Origin of the sequence: Janibacter sp. Soil728, assembly GCF_001428305.1 — a bacterium.
Classification (GTDB): domain Bacteria; phylum Actinomycetota; class Actinomycetes; order Actinomycetales; family Dermatophilaceae; genus Janibacter.
The window spans coordinates 754,298-766,653 of record NZ_LMRZ01000004.1 but is presented as its reverse complement, the minus strand read 5'-3'; the positions used below and the strand labels follow the sequence as shown (position 1 = coordinate 766,653).

Annotated in this window: 11 protein-coding genes and 1 tRNA gene; 4 read left to right on the top strand and 8 right to left on the bottom strand. The window is 70.2% G+C overall.

What is annotated here, in order from left to right; translation table 11 throughout:
• Position 1: 1 nt before the first annotated feature.
• From ASG73_RS10470 to ASG73_RS10445, 6 genes are all read right to left on the bottom strand, one after another.
• Positions 2-74 (bottom strand) — tRNA-Val (locus tag ASG73_RS10470).
• Between the two features lie 60 nt (positions 75-134).
• Positions 135-1,109: an isopenicillin N synthase family dioxygenase gene (locus ASG73_RS10465; RefSeq protein WP_055994246.1), complete on the bottom strand. Its 975-nt coding sequence runs from the start codon at positions 1,107-1,109 to the stop codon at positions 135-137.
• Between the two features lie 32 nt (positions 1,110-1,141).
• Entirely contained in the window at positions 1,142-1,618 is a 477-nt protein-coding gene (locus ASG73_RS10460; protein ID WP_055994244.1) for a peroxiredoxin, read from the bottom strand.
• 34 nt (positions 1,619-1,652) lie between these two features.
• Entirely contained in the window at positions 1,653-2,123 is a 471-nt protein-coding gene (locus tag ASG73_RS10455) for a DUF3052 domain-containing protein (protein WP_235499413.1), read from the bottom strand.
• Positions 2,120-3,565, bottom strand: coding sequence for a PH domain-containing protein (locus ASG73_RS10450; RefSeq protein WP_055994242.1), 1,446 nt, complete (start codon positions 3,563-3,565; stop codon positions 2,120-2,122). The genes ASG73_RS10455 and ASG73_RS10450 overlap by 4 nt, the downstream gene beginning before the upstream one ends.
• On the bottom strand, positions 3,562-4,098 hold the full coding sequence (locus tag ASG73_RS10445; protein WP_235499412.1) for a PH domain-containing protein: 537 nt from the start codon (positions 4,096-4,098) through the stop codon (positions 3,562-3,564). The genes ASG73_RS10450 and ASG73_RS10445 overlap by 4 nt, the downstream gene beginning before the upstream one ends.
• Before the next feature lie 73 nt (positions 4,099-4,171).
• Here ASG73_RS10445 and fdhD point away from each other — a divergent pair, with 73 nt between their 5' ends.
• The 3 genes from fdhD (at position 4,172) to ASG73_RS10430 (ending at position 8,570) form a co-directional block, all read left to right on the top strand.
• Positions 4,172-5,050, top strand: a complete 879-nt coding sequence (gene fdhD / locus ASG73_RS10440) for a formate dehydrogenase accessory sulfurtransferase FdhD (RefSeq protein WP_235499411.1) — start codon at positions 4,172-4,174, stop codon at positions 5,048-5,050.
• Positions 5,051-5,124: 74 nt separating this feature from the next.
• Positions 5,125-7,917, top strand: coding sequence for a pyruvate dehydrogenase (acetyl-transferring), homodimeric type (gene aceE, locus ASG73_RS10435; RefSeq protein ID WP_055994237.1), 2,793 nt, complete (start codon positions 5,125-5,127; stop codon positions 7,915-7,917).
• A 50-nt stretch (positions 7,918-7,967) separates the two neighbouring features.
• On the top strand, positions 7,968-8,570 hold the full coding sequence (locus tag ASG73_RS10430) for an MOSC domain-containing protein (protein WP_055994235.1): 603 nt from the start codon (positions 7,968-7,970) through the stop codon (positions 8,568-8,570).
• Positions 8,571-8,617: 47 nt separating this feature from the next.
• On the opposite strand, the gene ASG73_RS10425 is transcribed toward ASG73_RS10430, so the two are convergent.
• Both ASG73_RS10425 and ASG73_RS10420 read right to left on the bottom strand, forming a co-directional pair.
• The gene (locus ASG73_RS10425; protein WP_055994233.1) at positions 8,618-9,328 is read right to left on the bottom strand and encodes a hypothetical protein; all 711 of its coding nucleotides are present in this window, start codon (positions 9,326-9,328) and stop codon (positions 8,618-8,620) included.
• 71 nt (positions 9,329-9,399) lie between these two features.
• Positions 9,400-10,548 carry a glycerophosphodiester phosphodiesterase gene (locus ASG73_RS10420; RefSeq protein ID WP_055994645.1) on the bottom strand — a complete coding sequence of 383 codons (1,149 nt, stop codon included), beginning with the start codon at positions 10,546-10,548 and terminating at the stop codon, positions 9,400-9,402.
• A gap of 150 nt (positions 10,549-10,698) precedes the next feature.
• Between ASG73_RS10420 and argG the strand changes: the two genes are divergently transcribed.
• On the top strand, positions 10,699-12,126 hold the full coding sequence (argG, locus tag ASG73_RS10415) for an argininosuccinate synthase (protein ID WP_055994231.1): 1,428 nt from the start codon (positions 10,699-10,701) through the stop codon (positions 12,124-12,126).
• Positions 12,127-12,356 lie beyond the last annotated feature (230 nt).

The window sequence follows — 12,356 nt, the reverse complement described above, 5'->3', positions numbered from 1 at the left end:
GTGGGCCCGGCCGGTCTCGAACCGACGACACCCGCGGTGTAAACGCGGTGCTCTACCACCTGAGCTACAGGCCCCGGCGCGCACGGCGCCGCGGTCATTGTGTCAGCCCGCGGCCCGTGCTCGGCGCCTCGGCCTCAGACCCGCCGCGCGTCCTCGATGAGGTTGATCTCGTAGAGCACCAGGTCGAGGGCGTCGGCCGCGCTGATCGGCGAGAAGCGCTGCGGCGTCTCCTCGGTGACGGTGGCGACGAGCGGGCTGAGGACCGTCCACGGTGTGGGGTGGGCGAACTGGACCACCGAGTAGCGATCACCTTCTTGCCCGGGAGCCGCGACGACCCGGTGGATACCGGGCGTGATGACCCCGTTGGTGACGACCTCGAGCATGAGGCCGGTGTTGATGATCGCGCCACCCTGGGGGGCGACGGCATCGATCCACTCGCCGCTGTCCTTCAGTCGCACCTGCAGGCCGGCAGCCGTGGCCCGGGGCAGCGCGGTGATGAGGTTGATGTCGGCGTGCTCGGCCGCCCAGACGTGCGGCGCGTCGGGCGCGGACTCCATCGCCGGGTAGTGGATGGCCCGAGAGAGGGTCGGACCGTCGACGAGCATCTTGTCGAAGTAGTCGGGGTGGGCGCCGACGCCGGTGGCGATGATCCGCAGGACACGGCGCTGCAGGTCCGCGACCGCCCTGTGGAAGGTCGTGAGCGTCTCGGTGATGCCCGGGACGGCCGACTCCGGGAGCACCGGGTCGTGGTACCGGTGCGGGTAGCGCGTGCGCAGCGGGTGCCCGGCCGGGATCGAGGGACCCCAGTTGAGCATCTCCTTCCAGTCCGCGACGTCGGCGGTGGCCGCGGTCTCGACGAGCAGGCCGGTGTAGCCGGTCTGACCGTGGGTGCCGGGAGCGACGAACTGCTCCTTGACCCCGCGCGCTGCGCCGAAGAACTCCTCGAGCATGCCGTAGGCGCTGTCGATGAGGTCCTCGGACAGGTCGTGCTCGACGTAGACGAAGCCCGTGTCCAGCGAGGTCATCAGACCGTCGACGACGGCCCGTGCCCGCTCACCGTCCCCGGACTCGAAGGCCAGCAGGTCAACCTCGAGGATGTCGTCGCTCATGACGAGGAAGGCTACCTGCCACCCGAGAGGTCTCAGGCGTCGACGAGCTGGGTGAGCGCCTCGTGGTAGCCGGTGAAGTCGCGTGCCTGCCCGGAGGGGTTGACCAACGACCAGGCGATGCGTCCGTCACGCCCCACGAGGAAGGTCCCGCGCTCAGCCTTGCCCGCGGACTCGTCGAGCACGCCGAAGTCACTCGCGACCTGCCCGTGCGGCCAGAAGTCGGACAGCAACGGGAAGAAGTACCCCTGCTGGTCGGCCCACGCCCGCAGGCTGAACATCGGGTCGCAGGAGATGGCGAAGGTGGTGACCGCCTCGGACTCGAAGCGCCCCAGGTCGTCGCGGATCTCTCCCAGCTCACCGGTGCAGATCCCGGAGAAGGCGAAGGGGTAGAAGACGAGCAGCACGGCCCGCTCCCCCAAGCACTCGCTCAGCGAGACATCACGACCATTCTGGTCGCGCAGGGTGAAGTCGGGAGCGGTGTCCCCGACCGACAGTGGCTGCTGGGTCATCCCGGCAGTCTGCCAGTGAGCCCGCCGGTGACGATCAGGCGACGCCCTTGCGGGCGGCGAGCCGGGTGGCGACCCAGTGCTCGGAGCACATGACATTGCCGGACGTGTGCAGTCCGGCGGTCGTGGCGGCCTCGTCGACCTCGCTGGGGTCGACCTCGTCCTCCTGGCCCGGGCGAGGCGTGAGCAGCACGATCGAGGAACCCTCGGCCAGCGTGCCCAGCGTGTCGACGAGGGCGTCGGTGAGATCACCGTCGCCATCGCGCCACCACAGGATCACCGCGTCGACGACGCCGGTGTAGTCCTCGTCCTCGATCGGGTCGCCGACGACCTCCTCGATGGCCTCTCGCAAGGCCTCGTCGGAGTCGTCGTCCCAGCCATATTCCTGGACGATCTGCTCCTTGGCGAAGCCCAACTTGGACACGGCGTCCCGGGCGAGATCCTCGCCCTGCGCCGTCGACTGCCCCGTCACGACCGTGGTCCCTTCTCCTGCTCGCTGCTCATTCATCGGTGACAGTCCACCGTGTCCGGGCGCGGGAAGCAAGCAGAGCCCTCTGACTCGTCTCGTCGCGAGCGGCTCGCGAGGGCCTCGGTGTGCCCTCTCAGGGCCTCGATCGAGGCCCGATCAAGGTGGGTGACGTGCGGACTGACGGGCCCGACGGTGCTCACGAAGTGCGCGCTGGCGAGGTCCAACCGGCGCGAGAGCGGCCCCTGGGCCAGGGTCAGTGACTGGATCCGTCCCCACGGCACGATCTGGATCGAGTGGTCGAGCCACCCGCCGCGCGTGATGACCGCCCGCTCCCCCGCGAGGTAGCCGATGCGGCGGTGCGCGAAGGGGTGGAGCCAGCGGGCTCGGCGTGGCTGGCCGACGAAGTCCGCCGGCGTGCCAGCGATCAGGGAACCGACCTCGGCGGTCGTCACCGGGTCCCCGGTGAGGACCTCGAGCAGCCGCATGACCTCGCCCGTCGTCGCGACCGGCACCAGCTCGCTGTCCGACGCTCCCTCGGAGGCCGAGCCGATCTCGGCCCCGGCGACATTGACCTCGAGCGACCACCAGCCCTTGCGTCGCCACAGCCAGGGTTGCTCGATCGCCACCGCCTGGACCCGGTGCAGCGGGACCGAGGAGGTCCGGGTGTCGGTGAGGCCGCGCTGGCTCGTCAGGGTCGAACCCCGCAGCTGAACGGTCAGCCCCCACCATCGGGTCAGTCGCACGAGCGCGCGACCGGCGGTGATGACCAGCAGCGGGAGGGCTCCTCCGACCGCAGGGCCCAGCCCGGCGACGGCCAGGACGATCGCGACCACCGCCACCACCACGATGACGATCGCCTCCCCGCTCAGCAGGACCGAGGCGACCACCCGCGCGGGCGGCACCGACAGCAGGTGCTGGGACGCCGGCACGGGTGTGCCGACCGCCTCACCGGCGTCGACGGGTGCGGCCGCCCCTGACGTCGCTCCGACGCGCTCCGCGAGCCCGAGGAGCAGTTCTCGCATGGCCTCGGCGTCAGCGACCCGCAGGTAGGCGATCGACAGGTGCGAGTCACCTCCGCCGGCAGACTCCACCCGCACCTCGGACAGGCCGGTCAGACGGGCCAGGAGCGGCCGGACGATGTCCACGGCCTGGATGCGGTCGTAGCGCACCTGCCGGTGCTGGCGAAAGAGCGCACCGGTGTGCATCTCGATGCTGTCGTCCCCGAGCCGGTAGCGGGTGAACCACCATGACGTGAGGCCGAGCACGACGGCGCCGAGGACCACCAGGACGAGGATGCCGCCCTGGAGGAGGACCCAGCGTCCTCCGCCTCCTTGGCCACCGCCTCCGTCGAGTCCGCCGATGGCCCCCGCGATGGAGTCGATCTGCTGGCTGACGTAGTAGCCGACGACGCCCAGGACGATGAGCCCGCCGCGGATGAAGGGCGAGACCGGGTGGACCCGGACGAAACCCTCGTCGGTCACAGGCCCGCCCGCTGCGCCTCGCCGCGGGCCGCGAGACGCACTCGCAGCTCCTCGGCGACCTCTGCGGGCAGGCCGGGGATGTCGCCGCTGCTCGCGGGCGAGGCGGTGTTGACGGTGATGTCGGCCAGACCCACCTGACGCTTGTAGGGACCGGAGGTGAGGTCGACGTACTGGATGCGGCCGTAGGGGATCGTCACGAGGCGGCGCCACACGCGCCCCTTGCGGATCGCCAGCTCCTCGGGCAGCTCGGCCCAGCTGATCGCGCGCACCTGCACCCCGAGCAGCCACATCAGCCAGGCCCACAGCAGGACCAGGACGGCGGCGCCGACGGCCAGCCACCACCAGAGGTGGACGGCCGAGAAGGCGAGCGCGAGGGACACCGGGAGGAGTGTCGCGGTCGCGGTGACGCGTCGCACCCTGGCCAGCTTCGGCGAGACCGGTTGCCAGTCCGCGCCCTCACCTCCCTGCAACCGCAGCACGGTCGGGCTGGGAGGGGGCGAGATCGAAGGGGGGCCTGCCGGCTGCTCATCCACGGCACCATCACACCAGACGGGATCCGTAGGCTGGCGTCGTGGGCGACCGGAGGAGGGTGCAGAGATGGGACGCATGACGCAGCGCCTGAAGGTGCAGCGGGTCGGGGACCGTTCAGGGACCCGTATCGAGTCCGTCGCGGTCGAGGAACCGCTCGAGATCAGGGTGGCGGCGCTGCCGACGCAGGGCATCCCCGCGGGGAGCAACCCCCTTCGCCCGCCGTCGACGACGGTGACGACGACGATGCGCCTGCCCGGGGACGACTTCGACCTCACGCTCGGCCACCTCGTGGCCGAGGGGCTCATCGGCGACGGGGACGACGTCGCGACGATGATGCATTGCACCGACACCGGGCCCGACGGGTCGCCGACCTTCAACGTCGTCGAGGTGACCCTGGCGGCGGGGGTCTCGCTCCGACGGCCGATCACCGAGCGGACCGAGGTGGCGACGAGCGCCTGCGGCGTCTGCGGGTCGACCTCGGTGGACGACCTGCTGGCGGCTCTCCCCCACTCGCCCTCGACCGACGACGCCCACTTCGGGCTCGAGGCGATCCACGCCGGCATGGCGGCAATGCGGCTGCGGCAGAAGGTGTTCGAGGCGACCGGCGGCGTGCACGCGGCTGCCCTGCTGGACGCCCGGGGTGAGGTGCTCGTGGTGCGTGAGGACATCGGCCGGCACAACGCCGTCGACAAGGTCATCGGGTGGGCGGCCCGCGAAGGGCGTCTGCCCCTGCGCGGACACGCCCTGCTCGTCTCCTCCCGGGCCGGCTTCGAGATCGCGCAGAAGGCCGCCGTCTCCGGGGTACCGGTCCTGGCCTGCGTCTCTGCGGCGACATCGCTCGCCGTGGAGGTCGCCGAGCGCAGCGGTCTGACCCTGCTGGGCTTCGTTCGTGGGGAGCGCGCGACCGCCTACAGCCACCCCCTACGCATCTCGGGGGGCGAGCCCGGTTTGTGACGACTGCCACGGACGCGGGATAGTGGCTGTGTCCGCCGTCACCTCTGGCGGACCGGTCTTGAAAGGACGACGACGTGCCCGGCTCAGCGGATTACCTCAGCGACGGACCCATCCTCAACGGCATCCCCACCCACTTGCCGGACATCGATGCGGAGGAGACCGCCGAGTGGCTGGACTCCATCGATGCCCTCATCGACGACTCCGGGCTCGATCGCGCCCGCTACGTGATGCTGCGACTGCTGGAGCGTGCGCGGATGAAGAACGTGGGGGTCCCGTCGCTGACGACGACCGACTACGTCAACACGATCAAGCCGACCAACGAGCCGTGGTACCCCGGTGACCAGGAGGTCGAGCGCCGCTACCGCGCGTGGATCCGCTGGAATGCGGCCGTCCAGGTGCACCGCGCCCAGCGCCCCGGGGTCGGCGTCGGCGGCCACATCTCCTCCTACGCCTCCGCGGCGACCCTCTACGAGGTCGGCTTCAACCACTTCTGGCGGGGCAAGGACCACCCCGGTGGCGGCGACCAGATCTTCTTCCAGGGGCACGCCTCCCCCGGCATGTACGCCCGCGCCTTCCTCGAGGGACGTCTGAGCGAGGACCAGATGGACGGCTTCCGGCAGGAGGCCCACCGGCTGGCAAACGGTGGCGACATCGGCATGCCCTCCTACCCGCACCCGCGGCTGATGCCCGACTTCTGGGAGTTCCCCACCGTCTCGATGGGCATCGGCCCGATGAACGCGATCTACCAGGCGCAGTTCAACAAGTACCTGCACAACCGCGGCATCAAGGACACCTCGCAGCAGCACGTGTGGGCCTTCCTCGGTGACGGCGAGATGGACGAGCCCGAGAGCCGCGGCCTGCTCCAGACGGCCGCCTTCGAAGAGCTGGACAACCTCACCTTCGTCATCAACTGCAACCTGCAGCGCCTCGACGGACCGGTCCGTGGCAACGGCAAGATCATCCAGGAGCTCGAGGCCTACTTCCGCGGCGCCGGCTGGAATGTCATCAAGGTCGTCTGGGGCCGTGGCTGGGACCCGCTGCTGGCGTCCGATCGCGACGGCGCGCTGGTCAACCTCATGAACCAGACGCCCGACGGCGACTACCAGACCTTCCGCGCCAACGACGGCGCGTACGTGCGCGAGAACTTCTTCAACCGTGACCCGCGCACCCGCAAGCTCGTCGAGGACTGGTCCGACGAGGACGTGTGGTGGAAGCTCAAGCGTGGCGGCCACGACTACAACAAGGTCTACGCCGCCTACCGCGAGGCGACCGAGCACACCGGTCAGCCGACCGTCATCCTCGCCAAGACGATCAAGGGCTACGGCCTGGGGACGCACTTCGCCGGGCGCAACGCGACCCACCAGATGAAGAAGCTGACCCTCGACGACCTCAAGGGCCTGCGCGACGGCCTGAAGATCCCGATCTCGGACGAGCAGCTCGAGGCCGACCCCTACCTGCCGCCCTACTACCACCCGGGCGAGGGCGACGAGGCGATCCAGTACCTCAAGGAGCGCCGCGGCAAGCTCGGCGGCGGCCTGCCCCAGCGCCGGGTCGAGTACACGACGCCGACGCTGCCCGGTGACGACAAGTACGCCCAGATGGCCAAGGGCTCGGGCAAGCAGGAGATCGCCACGACCATGGCGTGGGTCCGGCTGCTGAAGGACCTCATGCGGGAGAAGGACTTCGGCGACCGGATCGTGCCGATCATCCCCGACGAGGCCCGCACCTTCGGGCTGGACGCCTTCTTCCCGACGAAGAAGATCTACAACCCGCACGGCCAGAACTACACCTCGGTCGACGCCGACCTCATGCTCGCCTACCGCGAGTCGGAGCAGGGCCAGATCATCCACACCGGCATCAACGAGGCCGGCTCGGTGGCTGCCTTCACCGCCGCCGCGACGAGCTACGCCACGCACGGCGAGCCGATGATCCCGATGTACATCTTCTACTCGATGTTCGGCTTCCAGCGCACGGGCGACAGCATCTGGGCCGCGGGCGACCAGATGGCGCGCGGCTTCATGCTCGGTGCCACCGCCGGTCGCACGACGCTGACCGGTGAGGGCCTGCAGCACGCTGACGGCCACTCCCCCCTGCTCGCGGCGACCAACCCCGCCGTCGTGGCCTGGGACCCGGCCTACGGGTTCGAGATCGCCCACATCATGCGTCAGGGTCTGGAGACGATGTACGGCGGCGACGCGCCCAAGGGCGACTCGAGCCGCAATGTCATCTACTACCTCACCCTCTACAACGAGCCGCTGGTGCAGCCGGCCCAGCCCGAGGGCCTGGATGTCGCCGGACTGCTCAAGGGCATGTACCGCTACTCCGCGGGTGACGACTCCGGCCTGGGCGACACCCCGCCCCGGTGCCAGCTGCTCGCCAGCGGGGTCGGCATGCCGTGGGCGCTCGAGGCACAGCAGCTGCTCAGGGACGACTGGGGCGTCGTCGCCGACGTCTGGTCGGTGACCAGCTGGAGCGAGCTGCGCCGCGAGGCGATGGCCTGCGACCAGGAGCGCTTCCTCCACCCCGAGGCCGAGCGGCGCACGCCGTACATCACCCAGGCCCTCGAGGGTGCGGTCGGCCCGGTCGTCGCGGTCTCGGACTACATGAAGCAGGTCCAGGACCAGATCCGCCCGTGGGTCCCCGAGGAGTTCTCGGCGCTCGGCACCGACGGCTTCGGCTTCTCCGACACCCGGGCTGCGGCCCGTCGCTACTTCCACGTCGACGGTCCCTCGATGACCGTCCGGGCCCTGCAGATGCTCGCCGACCGCGGCTGGGTGGCCGAGGACGTGCCGGGCAAGGCGGCTGACAAGTACCGCCTGCTCGACGTCAGCGCCGGCACCTCCGGCAACGCCGGCGGCGACGCCTGACGCACGCTGCAGACGAAGGGGGTGTCCACCACCGTGGCAGGATCACGGGCGTGGACACCCCCTTCGTCATGTCGGTGAGCCGTGACCAGCTGCACCGCTTCAGCAAGCAGCCCTGCGAGGCCATCGAGCTCGTCGAGGACCTCGGGGTGCGCGGCGACGCCCATGCCGGGACCCTGGTGCAGCACCGCTCGCGGGTCAGACGCGACCCCAACCAGCCCAACCTGCGCCAGGTGCACCTCGTCCAGGGGGCTCTGCTGGACGAGGCCCGGAGTGCCGGGCACGACATCGGTCCGGGGTCACTCGGCGAGAACGTCCTCACCGCAGGACTGGACCTGCTCGGTCTCCCCGAGGGCACGCGACTGCACCTGGGCGGTGCGACCGTGCGCCTGACCGGGCTGCGCAACCCGTGCCGGCAGATCGACGAGTACTCTCGCGGGCTGCTGGGGCTCGTCGTCCGCCGGGTCGACGGGGTCGCCTCGGACTCCGATGTGGAGCTGGGCCCCACCGGTGGGGTCGAGAGTGTCGACGGTGTCGGCATCGTGCGCCGAGCCGGCGTCATGGCAGTCGTCGAGCGCAGCGGCACCGTGCGGCCCGGTGACCCCATCGACGTCGAGCTGCCGCCGCGGCCGCACCAGCGGCTCGCCCCTGTTTGAGCGCCCTTCGGGCAGCGGCGCCGCGAGCCCGCGTCGCCTGCTGATGCTCAGCCCCGGGCGGTGACCGAGAGCAGGCTCTTCAGCGCTGCCTGCGCCTCGCAGCCGCACCCGACCCGACCGGGGAAGTCGACCCGGATGTCGCGACGACAGGTCCCGACGTACTCGCGCAGGACGAGTCCGTCGGCGTCGGCCAGGACCGGCCGCACCGTGGCCACCGGCTGCACCTCACGCTCGACGAGCCGCCGCAGGTCCTCCCGGTGGGTCCCGTCGAGGTGGGTGATCCACCCGTCCTGCCAGCCCGCGAGCGGATCGACCTCGGCCGCGACGTAGTCGGCGACGGCGACGTCAACCAGCGCTGGCCGGGTGGCCCGGCACTCCACGGACCACTCGAGCGTGATCGTGTCCGGGACGAGCCGCCCGACCGGCTGCCCCTCGTCGAGCCCGAGGTGGTCGAGCAGCTCCTCGCACACGGGCCCGGGCATGACCTGCGCCCTGCCGGTCAGCTCGACCCGGCCACGCACCCGCTCGCGGTGCGGCACCGACGACACGTCGCTTGCGCTGGCGTCGACGAGCGGTCCGCGCTGGCCGGGTCGGACGAGGTGGGCGCACTCGGGCGCCACCTCCTCGAGTGAGAAGAGGAGCGCCCCCGTGCCATCGGTCGCATGCCGCGCCACGGGCGCCCGGTGCCCGAGGATCCCGATGTCGATCGCACTCGCGCCCGCGACGACCGTCCTGGCCAGCTCTGCCCAGTCCTTCACATGAATCTCCCTCTGCGTGAACCTGTGGTTAGGCATACCTAACCACAGGTTCACGCAGAAGAGTGGTCCTCTCAGCCTGCGTCGAGGAAGTCCTCGCGTGCCTCGACGCAGATGTCGGGCTGGTCGCAGAAGACGCCGTCGACGCCGACCTCGAAGAAGCGCGTGACCTCGTCGGCCAACCGCCCATGGGTCGCGGGGTCGGAGCCGGTGCGGTAGTCGGTCGGGAGGAAGGTGTTCTCCGCGCGGAAGGTCCACGGCGTCACCTTGAGCCCGGCGGCGTGCGCGTCGGCGACGAAGCTCGTCGGCTCACCCAGGGTGCCGTCGGCGTTGCGGGCGATGACCGCATTCTTCTCCGGGCCGAAGCCGTCGATCCACAGGGACAGCTCCTGCATGGACGCGGCGGTCGTCAGCTCGGCGTAGGACGTGCCCTGCTCGTGCAGGTCGTAGGGGCCGCCCTTGACCGTCGTCAGGAAGGTGCTCTTGCCCCGGTACCCGTGCTCGCGCAGGGACTTCAGGGCGGTCAGCTCGAAGGACTGGACCCAGATCGGGGCCTTGCGGTGGTCGAGGTGGAATGCCTTGACGAGCCGGGCGACCTCGGCCTCGGGGTCGAAGCCCTCCGAGTGCAGGTAGGTCGAGTGCTTGATCTCCGGGATGATCCCGATGACGCGACCCGTGCTGCGGGAGAGCTGCTCACGTTGGGCGAGCACCTCCTCGAGGGTCGGCACCTCGAACTGGCCGTCGTAGCCGCTCGACCCGGGCCGCAGGTCGCCCAGACGCTCCTTCGCGCGCAGGGTCTTCAGCTCGGCGAGGGTGAAGTCGTCGACGAACCAACCGGTCACGGACGCACCGTCGAGCTGCTTGGTCGTCCTGCGGTCGGCGAACTCGGGGTGGTCGGCGACGTCGGTGGTGCCACCGATCTCGGGCTCGTGGCGGTCGACGAGCACTCCGTCCTTGGTCATGACCAGGTCGGGCTCGATGTAGTCGGCACCCTGCTCGACGGCGAGGTCGTAGGCGGCGAGGGTGTGCTCGGGGCGGTAGCCGGACGCGCCGCGGTGGGCGATGACGAGGGGGTCGGACATCCCCTTCTCGCGGTAGCCCGGGTTGCCGGAGGAGGAGAGGACCTGCGAGGTCGAAGCTGCTTCGGAGGTGGCGGTGGCGGTGGCCGGCGCGAGGATGGTGGCAGCAGCCACGATCCCGGTCGCGATCTTCGTCGAGTGCATGGCCGGGACGCTAGGCGCCTCACCGGCACCGGAGACCGACGCCGCCGTGACGGCCACGTGAGCACTCGATGAACGCACGGGAGGGCCCCCTTCGCCCCGTGTGATGGACCGGGGCAGCTTCCCGACGCGCGAGGACCTAGGCTGGCCCTCGTGTCCAAGGTACTGACTTCCCTCCCTGTTGGTGAACGTGTCGGAATCGCCTTCTCCGGCGGTCTCGACACCTCCGTTGCTGTCGCGTGGATGCGCGAGAAGGGGGCGGTGCCCTGCACGTACACCGCCGACCTCGGCCAGTACGACGAGGACGACATCGAGTCGATCCCCGGTCGTGCCGGCCAGTACGGCTCCGAGCTCTCCCGCCTCGTCGACTGCAAGACCCCCCTCGTGGAGGAGGGCCTGTCCGCGATCGCCTGCGGCGCCTTCCACATCCGCACCGGCGGGCGCACCTACTTCAACACCACCCCGCTCGGGCGTGCCGTCACCGGCACGCTCCTCGTGCGGGCGATGAAGGAGGACGGCGTCTCGATCTGGGGCGACGGCTCGACCTTCAAGGGCAACGACATCGAGCGCTTCTACCGCTACGGCCTCATGGCCAACCCGGGCCTGCGCATCTACAAGCCGTGGCTCGACGCCGACTTCGTCACCGAGCTCGGTGGTCGCCACGAGATGTCAGAGTGGCTCACCGAGCGCGACCTGCCCTACCGCGACAGCGCGGAGAAGGCCTACTCCACGGATGCCAACATCTGGGGTGCCACGCACGAGGCCAAGACCCTCGAGCACCTCGACGAGTCGCTCGAGATCGTCCAGCCGATCATGGGCGTGCGCTTCTGGGACCCCGAGGTCGCCATCGAGACCGAGGACGTCACCGTACGCTTCGAGCGCGGCCGCCCCGTCGCGATCAACGGCGACGACTTCGGCGGTGACGCCGTGGCCCTGGTCATGGCCGCCAACACCATCGGTGGTCGCCACGGTCTGGGCATGTCCGACCAGATCGAGAACCGCATCATCGAGGCCAAGTCCCGCGGCATCTACGAGGCCCCGGCCATGGCCCTGCTGCACATGACCTACGAGCGCCTGCTCAACGCGATCCACAACGAGGACACGATCGCCGCCTACCACGCAGAGGGTCGGCGTCTCGGCCGGCTGCTGTACGAGGGCCGCTGGTTCGACCCGCAGGCGCTCATGCTGCGCGAGTCGCTGCAGCGGTGGGTCGCCTCGGTCGTCACGGGCGAGGTCACCGTGCGTCTGCGCCGCGGAGAGGACTGGACGATCCTCAACACCGTCGGTGAGCACTTCAGCTACCACCCGGACAAGCTGTCCATGGAGCGCACGGACAACGCCGCCTTCGGTCCCGTCGACCGCATCGGTCAGCTGACGATGCGCAACCTCGACATCGCCGACAGCCGCAGCAAGCTCGAGGTCTATGCCGCGCAGGACCAGCTGAGCGGTGGCTACCTCGAGATCATGGGCGAGCTCGAGGCAGGCGGTGGCGACCTGATCGCCTCCAACCCGGCCGCCAAGGACGTCGACGACCTGGACGACGCTCTCGACCGCGCTGCCATGGAGTTCGGCACCGACTGAGCCGGACCGCCTCCCACGGCTCGTCCACGAGCGGGAACGGACGAAGGGAGGGGGTCGGCCCCCATCAAACCGAAGTCAGTCACGACAACCTGCGCGTGCAGGATGACGAAGGACTTCGGCGGGGGCCGGCCTCCTCCCTTCGGCAGTGGACGACCTGCCACCACGCGGCGTTTTCGAGCGCCGCCAAGGCGCGGGGCAGGACTCGGCCCGGTCACGCCTTGTGCACGTCA